Origin of the sequence: Paraburkholderia sp. A3BS-1L (assembly GCF_051125215.1) — a bacterium.
Lineage (GTDB): Bacteria > Pseudomonadota > Gammaproteobacteria > Burkholderiales > Burkholderiaceae > Paraburkholderia.
Map to the genome: position 1 here is coordinate 1,063,543 of NZ_CP120444.1, position 24,475 is coordinate 1,088,017.

Sequence of the window (24,475 nt, forward strand, 5' to 3'; positions counted from 1 at the left end):
GGCTTAGGTTGCGGGGTGCGTGCGTTTCGTGGCGCACCGCGACCTGGGCTCACGTGGCAATGAACACCTCGCCCCTGCCGTCCACAGAAACATCGCCTGCGAGCCGCCGCGGCGTCCATTTCGCGAGATCCCCGAACGCACCGCCTTCTTTCGCGAGGCTGCGTGTGACGAGACGCCAGAATACGCTGACCTCGGCGTGAATCTCCACGAACCGGTTCGTTGCCGGGACGTTCCGCGCATCAGGCAAGATCAGCGAACCGCGCCGCATGCCGTATGCGAGATGCTCGCCCACGCTGCCTGCGATGCCGATCGTACCGGCCACCATGCGCGAGGCAGCAAACGCACCGGCATCGCCGAACACGAGCGCCGTGCCGCGCCGCATGCGGTCGCCAAAGCGCTCGCCGGCGTGACCACGCACGATAAGCGTGCCGCCGCGCATTCCGTCCATGCTGCCCGGCAACGCCGCCGCCGCGAAATCGCCGGTATTGCCGCCAATCTCGATGCGCCCGCCCGCCATCTCGCAGGCCGCGAAAGCGCCGCTGCTGCCGCGCACGGTGAGCGCGCCGGCACTCATCTGCGCGCCCGCGAGATCGCCCACGTCGCCGTCCACGACAATCGTGCCGCCATCCATCGCGCAGCCCACGCGATCGTAGCGCCGCAAGTCGCCCTCGAAGGCGATGCAAGGTTCCGCGTCGGGCGTAGTGTGCATACGCACATCGAAGAGGTCCGCGAGCGCGATGCGCTCGGTGCCGTGCCAGAGCGGCAGGCGCGCGACTTCGCTGTCGCTCAGGGGGGCGAGTGCGGCGGGCAGGAGCGAGCGCGCGTCGATGCGCAGCGCGGGCGCCGTCTTCACGCGCAGCGTGATGCGCTTCATGGGGTTTCTCCGTTACCGCACAGACGATGCAGATGAAAGTGGAATGGGCCGAGCTTGCCGCCATAGTTTCCCGCGCTAATGCGCGTGACGCCGGCTTGTGCGCCCCGCGCGGTCACGGCTTCGATACCGGCGCGCATCGCATTCGCGACGTCAGCTTCGCTGAGTCCGTCGACGACGATCTCCAGCACGCAGCGTGTCTCGTCGGTCAATGCCGTGCGCGGGGCGAGGCCCGCGAGCGTGGGACAAAACGCGTCGTTGGTCGAGGCGGGCAGCGCGGCGTATTTCGAGCCGACCTTCGAGCCGGAGCGCACCACGCCGCCGGGAAACGGCATGATGATGCCGGGCACGCGCCGCATCGCTTCCACGGCCGCTTCCGCGCCCGCGAGCGCGGCGTCGGGGTCGCGCGCGAGCAGCAGCAGGTTGCCGCCGCCCACGCCCTTGATCACGCAGGTCGTTTCCTGCGCAACGAACTCGCCGTCCATCACGGGCACGCGCCAGTAGCGCACGCCGTCGATCAGCTTCGAGATTTGCCAGCCGTCGCCGAAAAAGCGCAGGTTCTTGCCGAGCGCGATGGCCTCGCCCTCGGTAATGCCCGCAAAGACGGCCGTGGTCGGGCAGGTCAGCACGCACTGGCCCACGCGCCGCTCGACCTGCTTGGCCAGCTCCTTGCCCGACATCGAGAAGAGCAGGACCGCTACGCCTGGCCTGCCGTCGGGTGACGCGTCCGGCTCGATCTCGCGTTCGATGGCAGCCTCGCAGCCGCAGGCGATTACCGAGGTCGCAAAGCCGGTCGCAGCCACGGCTGCGTGGCGCGCCCAGGTGCGGTTGCGCGCGGTGATCACGAGCCGGGTGGCCTTCATCGGAAAGGCTTCGGCGAAGGTGTCGTCGATGGTGACGCCGTTGATGGTGAGCGGCGGATGCTCCGCAATGCTCGCGCTTGCGCTCATGTCGGCTGTTCCCCTGTGCTGTTGCCGTGTGCGACGCAGGTCGCGGGCAGGAGCCGCCCGCCGTTGCAGCACGAGCAGAGCTCGTCGCGGCTGATGGCGGCGTGACGAAAGTTGTACGCGAGGTGGCGTTCGCCGTATTCGTCGAGCGTGCGCTCGATCGAACGGTCGAACTCCGGCGCGACGAAATGCGTGCCGCCCACGGGTGTTGCCACGATGCGCCCGTTGCGCGCGACCAGCTCGCCATCCTTGAACACATATTCCGGTGTGCTGAACATGACTTCGAGGTTGGCGTCGTCGCGATACACGGCGATGTCGGCGGCGGCACCCACGCCCAGGCGGCCACGGTCGCGCAGCCCGAGCAGCCGCGCGGGCGCGGCGCGCGTGAGAATCGCGATTTCCTCGAAGCTCAGTTCGCGCGTCATGCTCGCGAGCGCCGATTGCTGCGCGACCTCGGGATGCAGCTTCGCAAGCTGCTCGTCGCGGAACGATTTGTCCATCAGCAGCCGGATCAGATGAGGGTAGCTCGTGAACGGCCCGCCGTTCGGGTGATCGGTCGTGAGCGTGATCTGCCAGGGGTTCTTCACCATCAGGAACAGTTCGAGGCCAATCGTCCATTGCAGCGCGTTGACGTAGCTTTGCTCGCGATAGCGGAACGGCACGACCCCGCAGCCCGCATCGCATTCGATGTCGCCCGCGATCCATTTGCGCGGCGAGGCGAACTCGGCCTGCTTGACCTGTTTCATGATGTCGCCGGAAGCGGTGACGGTCTGTCCGAACATGATCTGGCCTACGTCGATCGAGATGTTCGGATGGGCGTTGACGGCCTCGGCAATGCGTTCTGCCGCCGAGGAGAATTTGCGCGGGCCTTCAGTGCCGTAGCTATGGAACTGGATATGCGTGAGGTGGCCCGGCAGCCCTTCGAGCGCGTCGATCGTCGCGAGCGTGGAGTCGACGTTGCCTGGCACACCCAGGTTGCTCGCATGAATGTGCAGCGGATGCGGCACGCCCAGCTCGGTGAGTGCGCGCGCGAGCGCATGCAGCACCTGGCGCGGCGTGATTGCGTAGTGCGCGTGCGTCTCGTCCACATTCAGGCTGCGCTGGTTGAACTTGAAGGCCGAAATCCCGCCCGGGTTCACGACCTTCACGCCCAGAGCCTTCGTGGCGTTGATGGACCAGCCGACGTAATCGCGCAGGCGCTCGAAATCCTCGCCTTGCGCAAGCATGCGCAGGAATAGCTCGTCGTTGCCGAGCATCACGTAGGCGCCGTGATCGATGATCGGCGTATCGCCCATCTCCAGATGCGTGTGGCGCGCATTAGAGGCGATCATCGCGGGTTCGAATGCCGCGGTGTAGCCCATCTCGGCGTAACGGTAGCCCGTCGCGAGCGTGCCGGGCGTGCAGACGCCGCACGAGGCCAGCTCCAGTTCGTTTTCGGCCTGCTCGCGTTGCATCCGGATCCGGTGATCCTCGGGCATCAGCATCCGCGCGAGGTTCACCTTGCCGCCGCCGATATGCGAATGCATGTCGATGCCGCCTGCCATCACCGTCATGCCGGTGACGTCGTATTCCCGGTCCACGGCTTCCTCGTCGCCCAGATGAACGATGCGGCCGTCGCGCACGCAGAGGTCGGCAATCTGGCCGTCGATGCGGCTTGCCGGGTCGAACACGCGGCCGCCGCGCAGACGAAACGTGCTCATGCTGCGTTCTCCTTGCACGATGCGAGCTTTGCGTCCAACTGTGCCGCGAATGCGGCCACCGTCGGCAGCGTGTCTGCGTAGATGGGCGTGAGCGGCAGCACGACGCCGCCGTCGGCGCGAAACAGATGGCCTGCGGAGCCGATGCCCGGCGTGGAGACCGGCACGAACACGGTCGGACCCTCTCGGTCGGCGCAGGCTGCGGCGAGGCCTGGATGGCCGAGCACGATCGTCGGGAGAGGGGTACGCGGCGGCGGCAGGTCCGCGCCGAAGCTCGCGACCCAGACCAGCGCGTCAACGTCGCGATCCGCGAGCAGGCGCGCCGTGTCGTAGCGCTGCGGCGCATGCTCCAGGCCGCTGCGGTGCACGCCCGTGCGCAACGGCAAGCCGGAGAGCCAGGTGAGTGCCTGGTTGACGCTCGCGCCGCCGTCGTCGCCGCCGAGTGCAAGGCCGCCCGCGCGCCGCATGCGGTTGAGCGTTTTCAGCAGCCGGTCGAGTCCCTCCACGAGCAGCGCGGCATGAGCGCCCGGCAGGTCAGCCGGAATCCATACCATTGCCGTATAGTCCGCCGCGAGCATGCGCTCCACGAGCGCGGCCAATGCGGGATCGGCGGGGGCGCGCAGGGATTTGCCGGCGAGCAGCGCGTTGAGCATGGCCACGGTGTCGTAGAGGTCGCCCTGCAGCGGCACGGCGAGCGTCTCGACTCCGGCGCGTTGCGTGAGCGCAGCGTCGATCTCGCAACCGAGAAAGACGACGGTGCGCTGTGACGGTCCGACGCCATCCGTCTCGCCACCCGTTTCGCTACCCACCGCGCAACGCGAGAAAAACTCGGGATAGCGCGTCGATGGCGAGGAGCCGATGTAGACAATCAGATCGGCGCGATTGCGGATCTCGGCAAAGGTCGTCGTGAACGCGCCGCGGTCCTGCATGGCCGTCAAGCCGTGCATCAGCGCGCGGCCATGCGCATGGTCGACGATCGCGCCGCAGGCGTTGGCGACGCGATAGAGCGCGCGCGCGCCGGCAACGTCGGTGGCCATGCCGCCGAAGAGCGGCTGGCGCGCGCGGGCGAGCCACTGCGCGGCGGTGTCGAGCGCGGTCTGCGCGTCCACCGGTTGGCCGTTCACGGCGGGTGTCGCCGAGGACGGCGTGCCGCCGAATTGGGCGAGTGCGCGCGCGGCGCGCGGGCAGCTCGTGCCCGCCGGCGTCAGCGTTTCGCCTTGGGCGACGCCAAAGCGGTCGCACAGCAGCGCGCAGAACGGGCAGGTCCAGGGTGGGGTGTCGAGAGTCGCATCCATGCCTGCCGATCTGCAAGGGCTATGCCATGAGCGATATTGCGGCGGCACAGGCGCCAGCTACGCGCCTTGCGAGCCGCCATGCAGGAGGATGGGCGTCTCGCGTCGCCCGCCGGGTGCGCCACGGCGCGTGCCGTGCGCGGTACACAATGCGCACGGGAATTCGCGAGCGCGTCACACACTGTCACGTCAGGCTCGTACCCACGCCTTATCCGCGCAAGGGGCGATCTGGCTGGCGATTCGTCGCCGATGCCATTGCCGGTTCATTGCTGATTCACTGTGACGAGCCGCGAAACCGTGGCGCGGTGGTATGCGCGCGCCACTGGCACGAAACGTGATTGTGGCGATGTGGCAGGCGCCGCGCGCGGGTCGCGCATTCAGGATGCAGCGGGAATACGCCGCTCGTGCAAGGCGGAGGCCACAAGCCATGCAGTCGCGCCCGAGGTGGCCGCCGCTTGCAGATCGTCCGCGTGGCGAATGCCGCCCGCGCCGATGATCTGCCGCTGCCCAGCGCGTTCGCTGACCTCGGCGATCGTGTCGAGCGCAGGGCCGTCGAACGAGCCCACGCGCTCGAGCGTCATGACGATCAGGCGTGCGGGCCAGTGAGACGTGTCGGTCCAGCAGCGCGGATCGCCGAGCGGCGTGTCGTGACGGCGGTCGAGCGAGAGCAGCGCGTCGGCGGGCAGATGCGTCATTGCGCCGGGCTGCAGCGATTCGCTGCCGAAGACGGGCGTGATGGGCGCATTGCGGGAGGCGCTTGGGGTGCCGTTCGCGATGTCGCTGCGGGTGCCGCATTCGCGCACTAAGGCAAGCAGTGCGCTGGCCGCATGAGGATCGGCAAAGCCCGCATCGAGCCACAACTCGATGCCGGGCAGCGCACCGGCGAGCCGGGCAAGCAGGTCGAGTTGCGGTGCGCCGTGCATGATGCCGTCGAGATCGGCGACATAGAGCACGGAGGCGCCGCAGTAGTCGAGCAGAGCGTGGGCGGCGTCCACAGGATCGCTGCCGCTGCAGAGTTGCGATTCGAGGGCGCGATAGCGGCTGCGTTCGCCGCGTATGGCACGCACGGCGGTGCCGCCGAGCACGTCGATAACGGGAATGATTTGCATGGGGGAGCGAGCGATGACGAAGGTGCTGGTCTACGAATATATCAGTGCTGGCGGCGATGAGGCAGCGGCTGCCAGGCCCGAACTGCTCGCGATGGGGCGCGCGATGCGCAATCCGGTGGCGAGCGACCTCGCGCGCATTCCCGGCGTGGAGGTGACCTGCATCTGTGCGGCTGGCGATACCGCCACTGCGCCGCGCGCGCCCTCGCTGACGTGGCACGTGCCGCCGCGCGCGCACGACGCCGTTGCGTTCGTGGGTGCACAGGCGCAGCGCCACGACGCGGTCTGGGTCATCGCGCCCGAGACGGACGGCGTGCTGGCCGCGCTGTGCGGGGCGGTGGACGCGTCGCGCTGGATCGGTTGCAATGCCGCCGCGCTCCAGGTGGCGGGCAGCAAGCGCAGGACGGCGCGGCATCTCGCGCAAGCCGGCATTGCGGCCACGCGCGCCTGGTCGGCCGACGCGCCGCTGCGGCCCGGCGCGAGTGCATGGGTCGTGAAGCCCGACGACGGTGCCGGCGCAATCGATACTCATGTCTATCACGACTTTCGCGCGGCCCAGTCTGCGTTCCTCGCGCGCCTCGCGGCGCAGGAGGACGTGACTTTCGAGGAATGGGTGGAGGGCGACGCGCTGAGTCTCTCGCTGCTGTGCACGCGGGGCCGCGCGGAACTGCTGAGCGTCAACTGGCAGCATGTGAACGTCACGCAGGGGCGCCTCGCCTATGAGGGCGTCACGGTAGGCGCCATCGCGCTCGACAGCCTCGTGGGCCGCGCCTGCACGGAGCTGGCCGCGCGGGTCGCGCACGCGCTGCCGGGATTGGCGGGCTTCGTTGGCGTCGATGTGGTCTGGCATCGCGAGCGTGGGCCGGTGATCGTCGAAATCAATCCGCGCGTGACCTGCGCCTATGCGGGGCTGGCGGCGCGGCTTGAGATGAACCTGGCCGCGCGCGTGCTTGCGGCGCACCTCGAAGCCCAGCACGAAGCTCAGCACGACGCGAACGACGGGGTTCGCGGCACGGCACACGACGGCGCCGAACAGGTCTGCCATGTTGGATGACCTCGTGATCGGCTGGGACATCGGGGGCGCGCACGTGAAGGCGGCGCGCGTGGAGCATGGCTGCGTAGTCGAAGTCGTGCAGTGGCCTTGCCCGCTCTGGCAAGGCCTTGCGCAACTGGACGCCGTGCTGGCCCAGGCCGCCGCACGCTGGCCCGATTACCGCGAGGCCGGCCATTCCGTGACGATGACGGGCGAAATGGCCGATCTCTTCGAGCATCGCGAGGCCGGCGTGGCTGCGCTCGCGCAGCGGCTCGCCGCACGTTTGGGCGAGCGCGTGGTTTTCTATGCAGGGGAGGGGCGCTGGTGCGCGCTGGACGAGGTGGCGGCGCACTGGACGGACATCGCCTCGGCCAACTGGCTCGCCACGGCTCAGGTGGTCGCGCGGCGCCTGCCTGATGCAGTGCTGGTGGACATCGGCAGCACCACGACGGACCTGATTCCGGTGCGCGGCGGCCGCGTTGCCGCACGCGGCACCGACGACGCGGCGCGTTTGCGCACGGGGGAGCTGGTCTATCAGGGCGTCGTGCGCACGCCGCTATGCGCGCTCGCACAGCGCATCGGCTTTCGCGGCGAGACCTGGAACGTCATGAACGAGCTCTTCGCAACCACTGCCGACGTGTACCGGCTCACCGGCGAGCTCGCCCCCATGCACGATCAGCATCCGGCCGCGGACGGCGCAGGCAAGGACGCCGTGGCTACGCACCGGCGGCTCGCGCGCATGATCGGCCATGATGCGCGAGATGCATCGGAATCCGAATGGATTGCCTTCGCCTGCCAATGGCGCGATCTGCAGCTCGGGTATCTGGCCGCGAATCTCACGCGCATGCTGGGCAAGGTCGGGCCGGCGCGCGGTGCCGTGCGGCTGGTGGCGGCGGGCTGCGGCGCATTTCTGGTCGAGGCGCTCGCGCATTCGTGCGGGTATGAGACGGTGCGCTTCGGCAAGCTCATCGAGGCGCACGGCGGCGCGGCGGGCTGGGCGCAGGTCTGCGCGCCCAGCGCGGCGGTTGCGCTGCTGTTCGCGGAGACTGCCGATGCAGCGCTCGCGTGACGCGGCGGGATGGCCGATGTCGTTGGGGGAGCGCCTATGTGGGTGGTGAAGATCGGCGGGAGCCTGAGCCGCGACCCGTTGCTGCAGAAGTGGCTGCGCGAATTGAACGAACTGGGCGGCGGGCGCGTGGTGATCGTGCCGGGCGGCGGCGGCTTCGCGGATCAGGTGCGCGAGCATCAGGCGGTCTGGCGATTCGACGATCTTGCTGCGCACAACATGGCGGTGCTCGCGATGGCGCAGCACGCGTTGATGATGCAGGGCTTGTGCCGCCGCCTCGTGATCGCGGCGACCGAGCCTCAGATCCGCCACGCGCTGCATGAAGGCCGGACCGCCGTGTGGGCGCCGTTTGGTCTGCTGCGGCAGGAGGCCGATACGCTCACGAGCTGGGACGTGACGTCGGATTCGCTGGCGGCGTGGCTTGCCAATCGGCTCAACGCCGAGCGTTTGATGATTGTGAAGTCGTGCGAGATCGATTCGCAATGGAGTGTTGCGCAACATGCGGAGAAAGGCGTGCTCGACAAGCGCTTTGCCGAGCTTACCAGGGAGGCTTCTTATCCGTTGGATATCCTTAATAAAAAGGACTGGCCGCGTGTTCGGGAATTGCTGATGCATGCGGCTACGTCTTGAGGGGGCGAGATATAGCGTTTGGCTCGCTTCCTTGTATTGGTGTCCGTATTCCACCGCAGCCTCGGGACGGGGAAGTCTCTTTCATTCTCTAGTCATGCCCAGGGCGGGCGGAGCGCAGTCCACGGCTCGCGGCTACTTCGCTATCATCGGTCTAGCGTATTTGCCCATGAGTCTGACAAACGTGGCGGCCTTTTCATCGACTTGCCCGCCTTGGTCGAGCGATAGCAAACGAATCGTCGTCTCACCCTTGGGAACTTGGAGCATGTTCATCCCCACGGCCAATGCCACTCTCTCAGGAGAGTCGAAGTTTGATCTACGTAGCTGAAGTCATCGTGGATCATTCGCCCAACGTTCACGCTGTTTTCACCGCTCGTGCCGATGTCCAATCCATAGGTTTCTTCGAGATAGGTCGGCGCAGTACCGGGTTCATACTTGAATCGCTTAAAGTGACTGTAATCTGCGCCTTCAAGGGAGATCATAGGATCGTGTAAAGACTTGGTTTGCAACAGTCCAGGCAAGATTTTCTGAAACACCTTCTCGTATAGATTGGGTATTCGATCTTTCTGATCTACACGACACCGAAAATGCGCTAAGGCGACGGGCTCCCGTTGTACATAGTACAGGGGCGCGTACTTCAAAACGGTGTGCACGAGTTCAGCTTGCAGAACGAGTTGCGTGTACGGTTGTAGCGGTAACGCGCTAATTTCGTCCGCAAGGTCAGCGATCACTCGTCGGCCTTCCTCGTACACCATTCTGTCGATGTTCTGCCGGATTTTAATCGGCCTGCATCTGTTGATACCGTTGTATTTCGTTACGACGATGCAGGCTGACATCGACTGCCACCGCAAAGGCGACGCCTCCCAACTTCCTCAAATCGGTCAGGAACTTGACGAAGTCACCTTCATGGATGGCTCCGAGCTTGACCTCGCGACCAGCACCATGCCTGAAACGGAATCTTGAGAGTAGCGCGTCCAGTGGCCTCCGTTTCGACTCAGGCAAGGCGAAGGCGGCGATCGTACACCACGCGTTCTCTTTATCGGTTAGCGTGAACGTTCCCGATTCGTCAACAAAGATGTACATGTGTTAGGTGAGCAAGGATGGCGAGCGCTGAAATTATGCACTGACGCAGATCTTTTTTCGTTTAGGCGGGTCGGGAGGGGCGGGTCAAAAGTCGGATCGGCGCTCGAGAGTGCCCCTCTCTCTTCTATGGCGCGCGGATCGAAGACCGGGGATCAATGCCGCAGGCGCCCGCCAGAAACGTCGCTGTGACGCTGGGGTGATCCACCTGGTACTGGAGACTCACCCAAAGCGCCCGAAGGCGGCTAGGCGATTCTCGCGATTCTTGGGGAGCTTTTGCCTAGCCGATAAAATCCGGCCGCTCTTTACGAATCACCTCTGAAACCTCGGTGATCGTGTCCGAACAATACCGCACAAACTTGTCGTCAACCTCGATCAACGTGACGACTTCTGCGACGTCACCTTCAGTGAAGAACCTCTCATCAGGAAGCTTCAACCGGAAAGGTAGCTGATCAGCCTTCGCACAAAGCGCCTTATAGCTCGCGCCTTCACCATGCTTAAGAGCATTGATAGCGAAATACAGGTCTTCAAATCTGCCAAGCAAGGCTTTATTTTCAGACTTTTCCAAAATGTCTTTCGCTTCCGGGAATCCGCTCTTACACGCCAAAGCGTCTTGCAACCGGGCCTCGAAGATCGAAAAAAACGCCTACGGCGTGAATTGCCATGGCAAGCTGCACCGCTTGAAGTGCTTTGACATGTGATGTAGCACCGGTTGTTTGCAGCGCTTCAGTAGCCGCTTTCGTAACTTCCTCCAACGTACCCAGAATGAAGTTCGTGTTTCGCAGCGCAAGGTCGCTCGGCGTTCTGCATCAGGGCGTACCATCCACATCGACACTCACTGGCGCCGATGTGACCGGCCAAGCCGCGCGCATCCGACGCCAGCGCGAATGAGTGGTGGACGGCGTCACACTGGCGGTTTGAGCCGCTCTCTTTTGCCTACTTTTCCTTGCCGCTGCAAAGGAAAAGTAGGTGCCGCCCCGCACAGGGGAAATTAAGAAAAACAATGGCGTATTGCCAGAAGCCTTGTCAGGAAAGGATTTGCGCGAAGTGAACGCATGCAGGAAAGACATTTTTATTTGCGTTCAGGACAATCGGCGGACAAGTCAGGCGGGATTCCCGCGCGGCTCGCCATGCAGCCTTCTGACGGCTTCGGGGCGCCGACCGGACCCAATCCGCATCGGTCCGCGCGAGCCGCGATCGATCGGAGCATGCCCCCCGTTGAAACAACGGGGGGCGGTGAAACACCGCCCCCTTAGGCCCATCCCCTTATACAGAAGTATCGTAGCCGTCGCGCAAGATCTGGATGGTGATCACGGCATCCATGACCCGCTGCATACCGATCCACAGCGTCTTCGCGCCCGGTTCACCGTCGCTCTTGCGCCCGAGGAATCCACCCAGTGATGCGATCATCCGTATCATCTGGTTGAGCGTTGGTGGCTTTTTCGGGCGTGGCTTTTTTGAGAGTACGTGAGCGCCATGTATCTCGTCAGCCGCAAAGAACAGTGACGCATCCAGCTCCGGACACGTCCTGCCCACACGCATGAGCCGTGCAATACGCCACGATACGACCATGTACAACGCGAGTGCCTTCTCGACCCGCTCCATCTGCGAGAGCTGCAGCGCCTCAACCCGGCAGGCGTTCTTCAGGATATTGAAGTACATTTCGATCTCCCACCTCGCCCGGTACCAGTCAATGAGTTCGATGAGCGCATCCGCATCAGCCGCTTCGCGGTTGGTCACAAGACGCCAGATAACGGGCGTGGCGCCCACTGGTGCATCCACCTCGCACGCCTCGACGCAGGTGAGCGTGATACCGGCCCGCCCGGGCAGCGTGATGCGCTGGCTACGCAGTTCCTGCCTTACTTCCCGCGCCTTTTGGCCACTGCGCCCGGGCAACACGAAGCTGATATGGCCGAGCACGTTACCCGCGTGCACCTTGTCCCACAGCTTTTCCTCATCCTTCAGGGCACGATTGTGCTGGGAGCGGATCAGCCAGTCAGCCGGTTCGCCCAGTTCCTGCGCCCGCTTCATGAGCGCCGCGATATCACCTTCCCGATCGGCCACATACACCAACCGCGTCTCAGGTAGTGCTCGCGCCTGTTCGGCCACGATCTCGTAGCTTTCGATCCACCGTATACTTTCCCTGACACCACCGCGTTTGCCGTTGGCTTCGCGCGGCTCACGCGCCCACATCCAGGAATTGACGACACCCAGCGGCTCCCGATCCGGTGTCACCGCATAGGTCGCGTGAAGATACATGCCCACCTGCGCTTCATAACTGAGCGGGCCAGCGCCCTCGATATCCTGGCCGTTAAAGTTCAGCTCCGTCGTATCGGCAATGCACAGCACCACCGGCAATTGCCCCATGCGCGCTGTGGTGCGATCCCAATGCGGCTGCATCATGTCGCGCCACTCAATGCGCTCATTGCCCAGAAAGCGATAGGCCGCCATCGTCTCGGCCCACCCCTCGCACGCACCGGGAATGCTGGCTGTCGGCCGGCTGGCAAACCGTTTGAGCAGTTCCTTCGCGCGCCGGTCTCGCCGTGGATCACCCAGATCCAGCGTTTCGAATTCCTCGTCCACCCACACCCCCGCATCGTCCCGAATTTTCATGCAGAAAATCCGAGAGTAAACAGGAAATCCGCAGCGTTAACAATCGCTTTTTTGCTTCGTCACCTGCACTGTGCCTTTCCGCTTGCGGTGACTTGTGTATAAGGGCATGCCTTAGGCCCGGCAGCCGCCTAGCTACGTCGCAACTACGGCACGCCTACGTTCCTGCACCAGTCTACGCCTTTCCCATCTCTCTCGACGCCACTCCGAATACGGCTGCATACCTAAATATAATTGCTGCGTCATGTCGGCAAGTTCTCTAAGTCTTTCGGAACGCCACAAAATACCGCTCGCGAGTTCTGCGTGTTGCCCCCCGACAGCTTTCCACGCCTCTGATAGCGAGAACGACGCAAACAGTTCTGTGCCGGTAAGGACAATTACAGGGGCCCTTGTCTGCCGCCGCTCACGAATATACGTCCGCCCCCATTCAGCGAGTTTCGCGATTCGAGCTACTTCACCAGCGGAAAGCTCACTTGCTTGCTTCATCGTCGCGAAGACGAGAATTGCGCCCGGAAAACGAGATGCCAACCGCTTCATACGGTCTACGTCCTCTTGCTCAAAAGCATCCGCAATCGCGCGCTTTTCCTCCGCATTTTCGCCCCTAAAGCTCTTGGCCTCACCAAATATCAATTCTGTCTGATAGTCCAACGCTAGCATCGATTTGCGTTGGTGCCAGAGGATCAAATCGGCCTCCACTTTGTCGCGGGGGCCGAGCTGCAGTATTTGTCCAGCAGACCAAGTTATCTCTGTCTCGCGCTGTCTTCCAAAAATACGCGCAAAGAACCTAATTGTGAGGGACGCTGCATAGCCGCCGCGCGCGAAATCGGGCAGCGCAAACGGTCCGACCAAACGATATGCCCATCTGGACTTCTGACTTGAACTAGGTTCCAAATGGGGAAACTTGAACTTTCGTCGGCAAAGTGCGCAAGCGACTTCGTGGTCGAGTTCTTTTAAAGAATGCCAGCCCCAGTTGCCACATTTGGAACACTTCAACTCAAGACCGAGTTCGACCGCCCCCTTATCTACGAGAGTCTCAAAAGTCCGATCCTTCCATATATCTTTTTCAACAGCGCGATCTATTTCATTTTTCAATCTTTGATGTTGTATCGATGGGGAAATTGGTTTGCGCGAAATCTTATTAAAAAGCTTAACAATGTCTGGATGCGAAAGACTGCCGACCCCCCCCAAACCCATCTAGAGCTTGAATAATTTGCTGCGTTGATCTTCCTGCATCCGATAATTCGGCATCGATATTATTTTCCTTTAACCACTTTCCAATGGCGGACGTACCATCATCCAACGTCCAAGTATTCGGCACATTTTTGAATCGCACGAAATATGCAAAACCCTCGGTCGTGGGTATTATTTTGCCGAATGGAGCATGGAATTTCGGTCCCTTGGGTGATTTATAATCGGTAGGAAACACCGTCGCAATTTGCGCCTTGCCACTCCAGTCATCCAGTTTCACAACATTCGCCCATCTATTTTCGATGCCGCCGTACTGATCTGCAAATTCGGGATAAAGTGTATCAAGCCGGATTTCTGGCTTGTCCGAATCGATTTTCGTATCGAAACGTCGCTCGCCAGCTGACAACGTGCATCGTGTTCGCCTAACGGTAAAACTCGGCGATGGTTGCCAAATCGACGGATACCAGACTTGAAGCACATTGGCGCCAGCTTTGTTCACCTTAAGATGTGCGTCATATAACGGTTCTATATCAGCGGTCGCGATAGATCGTGCGAACATCACCGTCTCGCGAATCATGACCCCGTTTGGGTTGCCGGGTAAGGGTCTGTGATTTGACTCGATCACTTCCTTGCAAAATGGAGACATTTCTTCAAGCCATTGGATCGGGATGGGAAGTACATGTCGCTGAAATATGCGCAGATTCCAATAATCAATTAAATCGCGCGGATCTTTTGCGTCCATAACGAAAATTGCAGGATCGTTATGGTCGTGGTAATTTACATTTATTGTTGAACTTCCGATGCGCAATGCGGATGTGTATTGAGAGCGATGGAGTTCAGTCAATGTCCGGGCGGTCAATTCAACCTCTCGTGGTGCAAATGCATCCACGAATCCCTGATGCAAGTATTTGAGTTCATCCTCTTCCGGAAACCCACCAAATAAGCACGCACCAAAAGCTCCAAGCGACTTTTGTTTGGGAGTTACATCGACTACATCGTGCCCATCGCGACTAACAAATTGGAATTTTTTATTATATAGATCGCGATATATGTCGAATACGTCCAAACCATTGCCTTCGCTGAATTTTTTCTTTCGACCTAGAATATTTTCAAGTTGAAGTACGCGATCTTCGTCGAAGCCCAGCCCGTTTGCCATTCCCGCTTCTGTTTCAACTAGGAAATCTGGCTCGAAGGCATCCAGATATCCATTGATTACTTGTAACGCGGTTTCAAAGCTTCCTCCGTGCCGATCCCACCACTTTGGAATTTGCCTAAAAAATGGGATGATAGGGTTAAATCTTCCGCCCCACAGACAGGTGTTTATCTTAAATATCTCATGCACTAACTTTGTATTGTCGGGACGTACGAGGAAAGCAAACCGGATCGGTCTAAGCGTGACGACTGCACTCAGAGATGACATGTTCTTATACCTTTGTCTGCGTTGTCAAAAAAGTGGCGTCAAGACGAGACTGCACGCGAATGTCAGTGGCCCAAGTGCTGGGGATTCCCATTTGCCATATTTCCAAACCTTGCCGTTGCGCGATGCCAGCAACGGCGGCGGGTGTCATGCCCACCCGATAGCCGTCCACGTCGAACTCCGATGCCGCGCCACTCGCGAACAGGAATATTGCCGCCATTACCGTCCTATTCATCGCGCATGTTCACAGGTGAGATTGTTTGCCCGATTGTAGCGGGAACCTGTCAGCGGGCAGCCCCCACCAACGTGGCGCTCCTCAATGCGACATGCAGCATGAGCGAATGCGGCGGCGTACGGGGTCGCTCATCGGGTGAGCCGGGACGGCGCGTGAAGGGTCGGCGAGTTCAGCCAGAAGCGCGCAGATATTGAGCTAAGCGAGGGGACGAAATGCTTTCCGACCGCATTGAGAAACTCAGCAAATCAGTGACCAGAACGGCGAAGAGACGTGCGCTCGAATCCATGAACGTCAGCGCCGACGACTACATCACGACTTCAGAGTTCGTTGAGTTGCTCGGCAACTACTCGGAGTTCGAAGCGTTGCGCAAGGCGAACAAGATTCCGTTTCAACCACTGGATACGCCTCACGGTTCCCCGAAGCTGTGGGATAAGACCAAGGCTGAAACATTCGCCCGGCGTGTGCAGGTATTGAACGAAAAAGCACCAGCGGGAAAATTGAGCGTTGAAGAGGCACTCGCCGCGTTTGCCCGCGCGTTGATTCGCGAAATTCGCGAGGCTATCTCCGACGAGATCGCAATTCAGGCACAGCGCTATCAGGCATTCGCCCCTGAGCCATCGCAGCCAGAGACCGAAGCGAAGCCGGAACCGAAACCTGGCGCGTTGATGATGTCTCGCAAGGAAGTCGGCTCGATGCTGGGTTGCAGTATTTCAACTATCTTGCGGTTCGAGAAAGAAAAAGCGGATTGGCCGGTGCCTATGCGACTTGGGAACCGTGTGAAGTATTCACGCGCCGCTATCGAGGATTATTTGAGCCGTGAGAGCATGAAGGCTGCGAACGAGCGTCTGAAGTCCGCGCCGCTTCCTGACAGGGCCGTAAAGCGACCCGTGGGAAGACCGCGCAAGCGCTATTGATCGCTAAACACGGGAATAAACACGATATCGCCCCGCCGCGTCTTCGCAGCGCATGGACGAGAGTGAGACGGCTCGTGCAGCGCACAGAAAAAAGCCCGCACGAGGGGGGCACAATTCCTTCGGAGACTGAGGGATACGGGGATACCCTTTAAGCAAACTGTAGCGCGCGGCTTGGATGCGCGCACCGATCCGAACGAACAGGTCACGCGATGCTTCCGCCGACTAGTACCGTGCAGTAACGCCAGGATCCGGCCCGCCGAGTTAGTCGCGCGGGTCGGGCATGGTTCTTCGCGGAAAATAGGTACCTTTTTACGCAGATTGGTTACAATTTGCGCGTTGCGAACGCCTATCAATGTTTCGTAGACAAACTATATCTATGCATCAGGCATAGCGAAAGGTGCAAGGGAACTTCGGGGTGATGTATGGCGCTGATTGAATTATATCGTTATCAACTTCTTCCAATTACGCAACAACAATTCGGGATTTTTGATGAGCCTTTGACCGCAGATCAAATTCGCGAAAGAAAGAACGAGTTCTTTGGTCGAGTTTTGACTTCTATTTTGGAGTTTTCGTATAATCGAACTCATATTCACCATAAACTTCTTTTTCATAGCGGACCGTGGTTTGTATTTAAGATCAGCGCGCACAAAAGTATGCTTCGAACAAATCATGATTTCGAAGATGAGCGGATTGACGATTGGCCGTATGTTACAGTGATTATAAATAATGATCCGGCGCATCAATTTATCGGTGTGGCCCCTAACGTCAAAGCCTTTGCCTCGACAGCCACAGTGGTGAAAATCATTGAGCGCTCCGTCGCGCGGCCGCTTCATATTTTTGGATTATTTGTTGAAATTCGAGAGCAGTTTGATAAAAGGCAATTTTGGGATTTGATGGACGAATTTCACGGCCGGGTTTTACGCATTAAATTCGAAATGGTTTCGCCAAACATGGCGAACATCTCAAAGGTGCTAAAAATTGATCTCAAGCAATTGAATCGAGACACGAACTCACATAAAACCTCTCTGGAACTTGAGGCTGGCCATGAGGCAACGTTGGACGTTTCCGCACAAAATCCGTTAATAGAGGGTTGCGTTGAATATTCGGCAATGGGTGGTGGCGATGTCGCGATAAAATTCAAAGGGTTAAGGAAAACGGTGCGTACGTCAACGAATATCAAGACCATCGAGATCGACGAACTTGCCTTGGAAGGGCCGAATGAGATGGTCCTTGATCAGTGGCTCTCGGTGCTCGATCATGATTGATTGGCTTAGAAATTTAATAGCTTATGCCGTTTTTGCCGGTGCTGCGACTGGACTCTCATTCTGGATCAAGTCGACGGTCGTATCGGAAATTCTCATTCCAAATTTAATACCAATTGTTATCGCTCTACTTGCGATTAATGTTCAAACAACAGCGGTGGTTGCAGTCAAGCTGAGAGAGCTTACTGACACACATAAGGTATCGTTTGGCGCCTCAATCAACCAGTTTAAGCTGGCTCTTTATGAGCAGACAGGTCTAGTTGTTATGTCGGGCTTACTTGGGGCCGTTGCAAAAAGTGTAGAGCAGATGGCCAAGCATGATGTTCTCGTTGCGTGGGGAGCGTTTTTCGTCTTGACCGCAGCGGTTCATATTTTCCTTGACACTTCAGTCGGCTTATTAATGGCTTTATTTCCGAAGAGTGAATGACCGTAAGCAATGCACGCTTTTGGACGACGAACGCGCACTTGAACTTGCGTTGAAGTCTGCGGACTTCGTCGACGCCGAGCCGTTGCAAGCGGAACGCAAGATGCGGGTTCACGATCACAGTTTGTCATGAGCGTACCCCCGCTGCGCTGCGCGCTGACCGGCCTTGCGAAGACGGTCATGTTCGCGGCGTCCTTCGGGGTCTTCGGTCCGGATTCGTGCGGCTCGTCACTGCGGAGAACCATCGGATGCGCTCGCGTATCACATCATCAATGGATCGAGCTATCACGTCTCCGCCGGTATCCATGGCACACGTTCCAATCAAAACGCCGCCACCTTCAGCGTATACCAGCGGTCATGGCATCAGAGCATTCAGGATGCTCGGGAAAACAAGCGCGCGCCAGTACAAGGCGCGCCTGCCCAGACCGAAACGAAACCCGAACAACACGCTCTGATGCTGTCATGCAAGGAAGCCGCCGCTATGCTGGGTTGCAGTCAGCACACGATCTACGGCTTGAAGCGGATGAGGCGTGCGCGTCTGAAGTCCGCGCCGCTTCCTGATGAGCCGGTGACGCGCCCCGTCGGCTGACCGCGCGAGCGGAAATGAGTAGGTAGACCAGCGAATAAAACTGATGTTGCCCGCTGCGTGATCGCCGCGTCTAAGCGTGCGTGGGGCAGCCAATGCGGCGCGCGCAGAAAAAGCCCGCATAGGGGCAGTAAAGGAGACTTAGTTGGGGACGGTGGGGAGCAACCGCGTGCCGTTGCTACTCTGAGTGAACCTGTCAACCTGAGCAGGGCGCGTTGGCGAGGCTTGGTAGCGCGAGCATATAGCTGGCGATCTCGCGCAGTTCCGCTTTGCTCGCCCGCTCTAGGCGATTTGCACTGCGTCGTGAGCGAGAGAGACAGCGGCCGGCGCGAGCCCCGCCATCGCGCGGATTTTCGGCCTGTCACCTCATCGCTGCGAATGAACGATCAAGGGCTGCACGTGCCGTTTAGACAGAAAAAGCCCGCATTCAGCGCGCCATAGAAGGAGACCGAGCGGAGCTGCGTGGAACCACGCTCATCACCTAATCGCACGGCCGTTTCATGGCTATTCCAAGGGAATCGTCATGTTGTTTCAAGCACCCATTTCGCTATCCATCTGTCGAGAATTACTGGCGAATTATTGATGAACAGCTTCAACCAATGTTCCCGTTCGTCACTCGGCAGTACTCGCGCGGCATTCAAGATGGAACGACGTGCCCAACCGCCCAGGTTATAGACGCCTGCCTTGTGATCCCTGACCCAAGCGATGTTCTTGGTTGCTATGGCAGCGAGCGCTTGATTCTCGACGTTGGGGCCACCGAACACCAAACCGTAGAGTTTGGGAGCCGCCATGTAGATCGGCTGCTGGGCCACATACCACTCTATCCAGAAGCGAACCAATTGGCTGTCCAACGCGCCTGAATCCACTATGGCTTCGAGTTGCGGTCGAAGCTCCTTGGCAAGTGTTTCATCAGTTACCTCTTGAAGATACAACACGACGTCATTAATCGCCGGAACGAAAAACTCAAACTCATGCAAGAGGTGCGAGGCAATCGCCGATATCTTGTGACGCCGAGCCGTACGTATAACGCTGCGTGCCAATCCCAAATCCAAGTGTTCGTATGCAAGAACTTTCTCGATCGCGGCTTTTAGCTGAGCTTTCTGGACCTCCTCGTCGTCATCGATCTCGATCTCGATTTCTTCAATCTCGTTGGTGTAGGGGTTTATTACCTCCAGTGTTTCGAGGAGCTTGACCTTTTCTTCCGCGTATGTGTTGTGCAGGTGTTCCTTTACGTACATTTTCGCCTCCATAACGAACGTCTTGTCGGAGGAGAGTGTCAATCTGTGGTTCTCGTAAAGATACAAGGTCAGGCGCTCAAGTACCTGCATCAACAGGCGAGGCGAATCCGAGAAAATACGGATGTCGTCTACATATCGTGTATGGGATACACCCTGATCTCGCAAGAACACGTCTACATCAATTAGTACCGCTTCTGACATTACGATGCTTGCCGCTGGCCCTACAGGCACCCCTTGAGATGCCTTCTCGTTCAGCATGGACAGGAAAGTCTCAATGTCGTCGGCTATTGGCTTAAGGCCGCCGTCCGCAGCCTCTATCCCGTTATTAAGTCGATGGAGGTAAATCTGATTATAAAAATCCGTGATGTCCGTGACGAGCACATGTGAAAACTGATCCGCCAACTCCTCAGTCTTGCTCGCGAAGTTGGCCCAACCAGAGCCACCTGCGAAGTAACTGCCATCAGCAATTTGAAAACGATACGAACAAGCGACGTGCAGTTCAGCGGGCATTCTTGCCGCTTCAACGCTGGGTGCTACTTGGCATGCAAGTGCCGAATAGACAAGCGCATCCAAGGGCTCTAACTGATGCACGACCCGAAACCCCGCCTTCGGCTTAGCGATGGTCATGGCACGCGGAGACGTGACCCACAGTTTCGCTACGTTCTTGGAACTTAGCTCTTTCTTGACCTCACCCCACTGATGCCACAGCGCTTGGAATTCTGGCGGCTTTGGGAAGAAGTCTGAGTCATAGAATTTCTCAATATGTTCTCGAGCAAATTCCAGAGCTTGGTCGGTGAGGATCGTCATAAGCCTTAGATTTGTTTTGGCAATAAGCCGCTCCCGAAGGCAGTCGGCAAGATCGAAGCGAAAAATTCTACCAGCGGTTCGCCAGCATCGAAACGCCTCCTAGCACACAGATGCTGCCGACTTCTACCGAGTTTCGTACCGGGCGGTGAGAAGGCCAACCCTGATCCGTTGCAAGAGTCTTGGATTGGAGCGCCCGCTAGCCGAGATTATGCGCTTTGCGTGCGGCATATCTATCCATGCGAGCATGGCGGCGCACGTCGTACCGCGACAGAATCATGCATATCCAAAGATGAATAGCCGTTAGACGCTTACCACGTGCTAAATGCTGCGCTGCGCTCAGGATTCGCGCGCGCCGAAGTCCGCCGCTGGCTCGCCGAGGCAGGCGCACTGCTCGCGCACGAGCGCCGTGAGTTCATGAAGCACGACATCAGGCGCGATGCCGAGACGGGCGGCCAGCAGCGGTGCCACGCGTGAGGGCCACGAAAGCCAGCCGTCACGGGCACCACGCGCCGCCTCGAAGAGCACGCGTTTCGCGGCATCAAGCGAAATGAGCGCGCCCGCGCGCTGCTGATACTCCAGTTCACGCAACCCAGCAAGTGCTCGCTCTTTCTGCAGCGCCGCCGCCGCGAAACTTGCCACACGCTCTGCACTCGCCGGTTCGACGGGCTTCTTAGGCGGGCGGCCCACCTTCTTCGCAGGCCTGTCCGTGCTGCTCGACGCGTTCGCAGCCTTCGTGTGGACCGGTTGCGCGCGCCACTGCTTTTCCAGAAAACGCGGATCAATGCCCCCATCGGCCAGCAATGCAAGCCGCCCTGCGCGCAACGCTTTCGATACGGTGGTTTGCGAGCAGTTGGACCGGCGCGCGAATTCGGCTTGCGTCAAACCTGCCATAGCAGTTTTAAAACAAATTCCGGAATCGATAGCTACGGGGAAAACGCACGCTAGCGATGCCCCTACTGCAAAAGAGTGCCAGAAGGACCCGTAATCCTATAGAAAGCATTCCGAGAGTCCCTTTTGAGAGTTCCCGGAGTTCCAATGTGTGGGAGTCCATCACCACGCCAAGCCCACGCGCCTCGCCACCTCGACAATGCGCTTCGCGGTTGCCGTCATGTTTGCCTGCTCGGGCGGCATACCGGCGTCCGGAGTGAGCCCCAGGCGGCGGTTGTTCGCCCGCACGATGGCGCGGGCTGTCGCCGCCGCTTGCTCGTGGCTCAGTACAGGCGAGCGGATGTCACGGCGTGGTACCGGTGATGCCGGCGGCTCAGGTGCGTGCACACGCAGCAGGTGCGCGAAGTCGCGACGGCTCACGGGAGTGCTCATAGGCTCGCTCGCGGCATGGCTCACCGCAGCGCGTGCGGTGGCACGTGTGACGGACTTCGCATTTGCCGTGGATGGCTTTGCGTGTGGCGTTGATGCTTTCGGCTTTGCTGGCGTGGCCCCGGCAGCGGCGCGTTTAGGCGGTGCCGGGCGCAGGCAGGCATCCCAGAGACGCTTGGCGTACGGCGCGGAGGCGTTCGTCTTGTCCATGTCATGTCTCCCTAATGGTTTCCTACGGCCCGCAGATTGAATGCTTCGGCGGGCACCATATTGAGCACGGTCGGCGCATCCGGTGCGGGCGCCGGTGCGAACATCGCCGAGACGATCTGCGCATCGCGCTCGGGGTCAAGCACATATCCGAGATCGCGAAGGCGCGGCGCTTCGTCCGGTGTCAACCAAACCGTGGAGCCAGAGCGATACGTTTTCGAAGTCACACCGATCACGCGGTTCGGATTGTCCGGGTCTGGTCGACCAGTCCCCGGAACAGGGCCCTGCACCGAGCGGCCGCGCGCCACGATCATCGCCTTGAGCCCCAAGGCGAGAAGTTCATCATCCGTCATGTTGCTCTCCTTTAGCGGGTTCCACCCACGTCATCGATATGCAGCAGCGCGCGCAGCGCAGCGGTCTCACGCGCCGCGAAGTCCGTCGAGTCGGGGGCGAGCCAATCCGGCACAAAGCGCGCTGCGCCCTGGTAGCTTTCCGACGCGAAGCGTGCCGAAAGTTCCGGGTGTTTCAATGGTGAGAAGTCCCAGCGCACGCGCAGAGCCGGTACGCCGCGCATGGCTTCGCACAATTCTTCGCGACCATCGGCGGGAATCGGCTTGCCGGTCAACTCGCGCCAGACCTTCGCATACGCGGTGAATTCCGCAACGGGACCGGCAAGCGCATCGAGCGCGCGCGCAAACTTTTCCTCCGTCGCGTCGAGCCCCCGAAGGATGGCCTGCTGTGCGTGCTCTCGCCACTCGGCAACTAGCGGCTCCATGAGGTCCTGCTGTGCCTCGATGCGCGCCTCGATTACGACCGCTGCATCGCGTGCCACTGCCGCCGCCTCAATGGCAGCGGCGTGCTTGCGCTCATGTTCCGCGATGGCTGTGTCGACCTCGCTCGTGTCGGGGTTCACATCATCTGCGTATGCAGCCGCGAGCAATTCACGACGTTGTTCGCGCAATTGCTCAAGCGCATCGGCGTGCTCCGCACCCACGCCTACCGCACTCGTGCAGCGTACAAGCTCGGCGCGCAGGCGCATGAGTTCGACGCGTGCATCCCGCACGCGGGCCGCCGTTTCGTCCATCTCGGCCGTTTCAATCTTAGATTTCGCCATGGTGGTTCTGCCTCCGGTAGTGAGACTTCAAAACGCGCCATCAAGCGCGTCATCGTGAAAATCATTGCCACCGCTCGATGATGCCCGCGCGCCACTGGAGCGCTCCGGGCGGCCCTGATCTCGCATCGCTTCGCGGCGGCGCTTGACGGCATAGGTGCTCAGAACCGCGCTCACGATCATGCTGACATTCATACGCGGCTCGCCACGTTCCGGCTGCCAGATGCCGAGTCGCAGCGGCCCGCTCACCGCGATGGAATTACCCGCGGCGTGCGCGAGCAGAGCACGGCACACATCGGGATCAAACTCCGTGAGCAGCACGAAGGTGGATTCGCCGTCCGTGGTCGGCGCGCGCATCTTGGCTTGCACGTACGGCTTGCCGCTCGCGCTCGTTTTTTCCTGCGGCGCGGCGGTCAAAGCACCGCCGATTAACGCATCGAGCATTTCGCCACCTCGAAGGCTATTTGCGGACAGGTCGCAGAATAGAAATTCACACCCGGCCCCCTTGCAACATGCGCTGCCAGTCGCCCATAAACGAGTCCATCGACTCGCGTTCGGCGGCTTGGATCATCAGCGCGTGCTCCCATGCGTCAATATCGAGACAGGCGGCGATGCAGTGGCGCACGCGCTCGCGCAGGTCATTCGGATTCATGGCGTCAAGTTCCCAGCACTGCGCGCCGTAGCTCCGCACGAACCATTCGTGCCGCGCGTCGCCGCGCTTGGCGTCAGCCGGGAAAGACGGCAGGCGGCCAGCGTCTTCGCAGGTGAGTGCCACGCGGCGCAGTTCGTAGTGTTCCGGGTCCGCGTGATAGCGCATGAGCCGTTCGGGCAAATCCGCTTCGCTCATGTAGAGCCCGGACGGGTCATAATCGCCCACATAGAGCAGGATCGAAGGCGATTCGGCGGCATTGATCGTGCATGCCATATCGTTAAGCACGGTCGCGGAACCGAACCCATGCATCACGCGGAATGGCACGCCGAAGTCATCGAGCACGGGCGCAAGCACGCCCCTGACCGTGCCTTTCTCGCTGATGACTTCGACACGGCACGGTTGATCGAGCCAGCAATCGCGGCGGTACTGGCGAACGGCCTGTTCGATAAATACCTCGCCGTCGCTCCACTGCGCGGCTCGTTCGATCTCGCGGGTTTCGTCCACGATCCAGTGCCACGGGATCACACCGCTTTCGCGGGCGCGTGTGAGCAGCCGTGAAACCTTGCCGGTTTCGTTCTTTCCCATGTCGGCGATCAGGCCGCGCGTGAATAGCTGATAGCAGACGCTGCGAACGGTCGTCGGCGCGATCTCGGCGAGCACTGCGCGGGCGGTGTCGATGATCTCGATTGAGTGCAGATGCAATCTGCGTCCCATGTCCATTCCTTTCGTTGTGGTGCAGGCAGTTTGTGACGCTAGTGACGCCAACCTCCGGTTAGCTCTCTATAGGC

The 24,475-nt window shown here is 60.3% G+C and carries 24 protein-coding genes; 6 read left to right on the forward strand and 18 right to left on the reverse strand.

The window, feature by feature from the left end; genetic code table 11:
- Positions 1-49 precede the first annotated feature (49 nt).
- The 5 genes from P5W99_RS29965 to P5W99_RS29985 all read right to left on the reverse strand — a co-directional run bounded on the left by P5W99_RS29965 (position 50) and on the right by P5W99_RS29985 (position 5,916).
- Positions 50-874, reverse strand: coding sequence for a formylmethanofuran dehydrogenase subunit C (locus P5W99_RS29965; protein WP_421027452.1), 825 nt, complete (start codon positions 872-874; stop codon positions 50-52).
- Entirely contained in the window at positions 871-1,821 is a 951-nt protein-coding gene (gene fhcD, locus P5W99_RS29970) for a formylmethanofuran--tetrahydromethanopterin N-formyltransferase (protein ID WP_434664732.1), read from the reverse strand. The genes P5W99_RS29965 and fhcD overlap by 4 nt, the downstream gene beginning before the upstream one ends.
- The gene (locus tag P5W99_RS29975; RefSeq protein WP_421027454.1) at positions 1,818-3,518 is read right to left on the reverse strand and encodes a formylmethanofuran dehydrogenase subunit A; all 1,701 of its coding nucleotides are present in this window, start codon (positions 3,516-3,518) and stop codon (positions 1,818-1,820) included. Before P5W99_RS29975 ends, fhcD begins: the two co-directional genes overlap by 4 nt.
- Positions 3,515-4,810, reverse strand: coding sequence for a formylmethanofuran dehydrogenase (locus tag P5W99_RS29980; RefSeq protein ID WP_434664734.1), 1,296 nt, complete (start codon positions 4,808-4,810; stop codon positions 3,515-3,517). The genes P5W99_RS29975 and P5W99_RS29980 overlap by 4 nt, the downstream gene beginning before the upstream one ends.
- 374 nt (positions 4,811-5,184) lie before the next feature.
- Positions 5,185-5,916 carry a HisA/HisF-related TIM barrel protein gene (locus P5W99_RS29985; RefSeq protein WP_421027456.1) on the reverse strand — a complete coding sequence of 244 codons (732 nt, stop codon included), beginning with the start codon at positions 5,914-5,916 and terminating at the stop codon, positions 5,185-5,187.
- Positions 5,917-5,929: 13 nt separating this feature from the next.
- Here P5W99_RS29985 and P5W99_RS29990 point away from each other — a divergent pair, with 13 nt between their 5' ends.
- Genes P5W99_RS29990 through P5W99_RS30000 form a run of 3 tightly spaced genes read left to right on the forward strand, consistent with a single transcriptional unit; the run spans position 5,930 to position 8,642 of the window.
- Positions 5,930-6,967, forward strand: coding sequence for an ATP-grasp domain-containing protein (locus P5W99_RS29990; RefSeq protein WP_421027457.1), 1,038 nt, complete (start codon positions 5,930-5,932; stop codon positions 6,965-6,967).
- The gene (locus tag P5W99_RS29995) at positions 6,957-8,015 is read left to right on the forward strand and encodes a hydantoinase/oxoprolinase family protein (protein ID WP_421027458.1); all 1,059 of its coding nucleotides are present in this window, start codon (positions 6,957-6,959) and stop codon (positions 8,013-8,015) included. The genes P5W99_RS29990 and P5W99_RS29995 overlap by 11 nt, the downstream gene beginning before the upstream one ends.
- Positions 8,016-8,051: 36 nt before the next feature.
- Positions 8,052-8,642 (forward strand): aspartate kinase, encoded by a 591-nt coding sequence (locus P5W99_RS30000; protein ID WP_421027459.1) that lies wholly within the window; start codon positions 8,052-8,054, stop codon positions 8,640-8,642.
- Positions 8,643-8,908: 266 nt separating this feature from the next.
- On the opposite strand, the gene P5W99_RS30005 is transcribed toward P5W99_RS30000, so the two are convergent.
- From P5W99_RS30005 to P5W99_RS30030, 6 genes are all read right to left on the reverse strand, one after another.
- On the reverse strand, positions 8,909-9,370 hold the full coding sequence (locus tag P5W99_RS30005) for a hypothetical protein (RefSeq protein WP_434664737.1): 462 nt from the start codon (positions 9,368-9,370) through the stop codon (positions 8,909-8,911).
- A 46-nt stretch (positions 9,371-9,416) separates the two neighbouring features.
- Entirely contained in the window at positions 9,417-9,722 is a 306-nt protein-coding gene (locus tag P5W99_RS30010) for a hypothetical protein (RefSeq protein WP_434664739.1), read from the reverse strand.
- A gap of 277 nt (positions 9,723-9,999) precedes the next feature.
- Complete coding sequence (locus tag P5W99_RS30015) at positions 10,000-10,338, reverse strand: hypothetical protein (RefSeq protein WP_434664741.1); 339 nt, start codon at positions 10,336-10,338, stop codon at positions 10,000-10,002.
- Between the two features lie 647 nt (positions 10,339-10,985).
- Positions 10,986-12,332, reverse strand: coding sequence for an IS4 family transposase (locus tag P5W99_RS30020; RefSeq protein WP_434664743.1), 1,347 nt, complete (start codon positions 12,330-12,332; stop codon positions 10,986-10,988).
- 132 nt (positions 12,333-12,464) lie between these two features.
- Positions 12,465-13,421: a hypothetical protein gene (locus P5W99_RS30025; RefSeq protein ID WP_434664744.1), complete on the reverse strand. Its 957-nt coding sequence runs from the start codon at positions 13,419-13,421 to the stop codon at positions 12,465-12,467.
- Positions 13,422-13,476: 55 nt separating this feature from the next.
- On the reverse strand, positions 13,477-14,937 hold the full coding sequence (locus P5W99_RS30030; RefSeq protein ID WP_434664746.1) for a hypothetical protein: 1,461 nt from the start codon (positions 14,935-14,937) through the stop codon (positions 13,477-13,479).
- 444 nt (positions 14,938-15,381) lie between these two features.
- Here P5W99_RS30030 and P5W99_RS30035 point away from each other — a divergent pair, with 444 nt between their 5' ends.
- From P5W99_RS30035 to P5W99_RS30045, 3 genes are all read left to right on the forward strand, one after another.
- Entirely contained in the window at positions 15,382-16,083 is a 702-nt protein-coding gene (locus P5W99_RS30035) for a helix-turn-helix transcriptional regulator (protein WP_434664748.1), read from the forward strand.
- Between the two features lie 422 nt (positions 16,084-16,505).
- Positions 16,506-17,348, forward strand: a complete 843-nt coding sequence (locus P5W99_RS30040; RefSeq protein WP_434664749.1) for a hypothetical protein — start codon at positions 16,506-16,508, stop codon at positions 17,346-17,348.
- Positions 17,341-17,772 (forward strand): hypothetical protein, encoded by a 432-nt coding sequence (locus tag P5W99_RS30045; protein WP_434664750.1) that lies wholly within the window; start codon positions 17,341-17,343, stop codon positions 17,770-17,772. The genes P5W99_RS30040 and P5W99_RS30045 overlap by 8 nt, the downstream gene beginning before the upstream one ends.
- A 1,104-nt stretch (positions 17,773-18,876) precedes the next feature.
- On the opposite strand, the gene P5W99_RS30050 is transcribed toward P5W99_RS30045, so the two are convergent.
- The 7 genes from P5W99_RS30050 to P5W99_RS30080 all read right to left on the reverse strand — a co-directional run bounded on the left by P5W99_RS30050 (position 18,877) and on the right by P5W99_RS30080 (position 24,401).
- On the reverse strand, positions 18,877-20,400 hold the full coding sequence (locus tag P5W99_RS30050) for an RNA-directed DNA polymerase (RefSeq protein ID WP_434664751.1): 1,524 nt from the start codon (positions 20,398-20,400) through the stop codon (positions 18,877-18,879).
- Positions 20,401-20,736: 336 nt separating this feature from the next.
- Positions 20,737-21,282, reverse strand: a complete 546-nt coding sequence (locus P5W99_RS30055; RefSeq protein ID WP_434664752.1) for a hypothetical protein — start codon at positions 21,280-21,282, stop codon at positions 20,737-20,739.
- Positions 21,283-21,450: 168 nt separating this feature from the next.
- A complete protein-coding gene (locus P5W99_RS30060) occupies positions 21,451-21,720 on the reverse strand; it encodes a hypothetical protein (RefSeq protein WP_434664753.1) in 270 nt (89 codons plus the stop codon).
- Between the two features lie 218 nt (positions 21,721-21,938).
- Positions 21,939-22,277, reverse strand: a complete 339-nt coding sequence (locus P5W99_RS30065; protein WP_434664754.1) for a hypothetical protein — start codon at positions 22,275-22,277, stop codon at positions 21,939-21,941.
- 11 nt (positions 22,278-22,288) lie between these two features.
- Complete coding sequence (locus tag P5W99_RS30070; RefSeq protein ID WP_434664755.1) at positions 22,289-23,038, reverse strand: hypothetical protein; 750 nt, start codon at positions 23,036-23,038, stop codon at positions 22,289-22,291.
- A 27-nt stretch (positions 23,039-23,065) separates the two neighbouring features.
- The gene (locus P5W99_RS30075) at positions 23,066-23,452 is read right to left on the reverse strand and encodes a single-stranded DNA-binding protein (RefSeq protein ID WP_434664756.1); all 387 of its coding nucleotides are present in this window, start codon (positions 23,450-23,452) and stop codon (positions 23,066-23,068) included.
- A gap of 73 nt (positions 23,453-23,525) precedes the next feature.
- Entirely contained in the window at positions 23,526-24,401 is an 876-nt protein-coding gene (locus P5W99_RS30080) for a hypothetical protein (protein WP_434664757.1), read from the reverse strand.
- Between the last annotated feature and the right edge of the window lie 74 nt (positions 24,402-24,475).

What these genes read in the sequence shown, in the direction of transcription:
- fhcD (WP_434664732.1), bottom strand. Translation starts at nt 1,821, where the DNA reads ATGAGCGCAAGCGCGAGCATTGCGGAGCATCCGCCGCTCACCATCAAC.
- P5W99_RS30060 (WP_434664753.1), bottom strand. Translation starts at nt 21,720, where the DNA reads ATGAGCACTCCCGTGAGCCGTCGCGACTTCGCGCACCTGCTGCGTGTG.
- P5W99_RS30040 (WP_434664749.1), top strand. Translation starts at nt 16,506, where the DNA reads ATGGCGCTGATTGAATTATATCGTTATCAACTTCTTCCAATTACGCAA.
- P5W99_RS30020 (WP_434664743.1), bottom strand. Translation starts at nt 12,332, where the DNA reads ATGAAAATTCGGGACGATGCGGGGGTGTGGGTGGACGAGGAATTCGAA.
- P5W99_RS29975 (WP_421027454.1), bottom strand. Translation starts at nt 3,518, where the DNA reads ATGAGCACGTTTCGTCTGCGCGGCGGCCGCGTGTTCGACCCGGCAAGC.
- P5W99_RS30070 (WP_434664755.1), bottom strand. Translation starts at nt 23,038, where the DNA reads ATGGCGAAATCTAAGATTGAAACGGCCGAGATGGACGAAACGGCGGCC.
- P5W99_RS30050 (WP_434664751.1), bottom strand. Translation starts at nt 20,400, where the DNA reads ATGACGATCCTCACCGACCAAGCTCTGGAATTTGCTCGAGAACATATT.
- P5W99_RS29980 (WP_434664734.1), bottom strand. Translation starts at nt 4,810, where the DNA reads ATGGATGCGACTCTCGACACCCCACCCTGGACCTGCCCGTTCTGCGCG.
- P5W99_RS29995 (WP_421027458.1), top strand. Translation starts at nt 6,957, where the DNA reads ATGTTGGATGACCTCGTGATCGGCTGGGACATCGGGGGCGCGCACGTG.
- P5W99_RS30080 (WP_434664757.1), bottom strand. Translation starts at nt 24,401, where the DNA reads ATGGGACGCAGATTGCATCTGCACTCAATCGAGATCATCGACACCGCC.
- P5W99_RS29985 (WP_421027456.1), bottom strand. Translation starts at nt 5,916, where the DNA reads ATGCAAATCATTCCCGTTATCGACGTGCTCGGCGGCACCGCCGTGCGT.
- P5W99_RS30045 (WP_434664750.1), top strand. Translation starts at nt 17,341, where the DNA reads ATGATTGATTGGCTTAGAAATTTAATAGCTTATGCCGTTTTTGCCGGT.
- P5W99_RS30035 (WP_434664748.1), top strand. Translation starts at nt 15,382, where the DNA reads ATGCTTTCCGACCGCATTGAGAAACTCAGCAAATCAGTGACCAGAACG.
- P5W99_RS29965 (WP_421027452.1), bottom strand. Translation starts at nt 874, where the DNA reads ATGAAGCGCATCACGCTGCGCGTGAAGACGGCGCCCGCGCTGCGCATC.
- P5W99_RS29990 (WP_421027457.1), top strand. Translation starts at nt 5,930, where the DNA reads ATGACGAAGGTGCTGGTCTACGAATATATCAGTGCTGGCGGCGATGAG.
- P5W99_RS30010 (WP_434664739.1), bottom strand. Translation starts at nt 9,722, where the DNA reads ATGTACATCTTTGTTGACGAATCGGGAACGTTCACGCTAACCGATAAA.
- P5W99_RS30000 (WP_421027459.1), top strand. Translation starts at nt 8,052, where the DNA reads ATGTGGGTGGTGAAGATCGGCGGGAGCCTGAGCCGCGACCCGTTGCTG.
- P5W99_RS30030 (WP_434664746.1), bottom strand. Translation starts at nt 14,937, where the DNA reads ATGTCATCTCTGAGTGCAGTCGTCACGCTTAGACCGATCCGGTTTGCT.
- P5W99_RS30065 (WP_434664754.1), bottom strand. Translation starts at nt 22,277, where the DNA reads ATGACGGATGATGAACTTCTCGCCTTGGGGCTCAAGGCGATGATCGTG.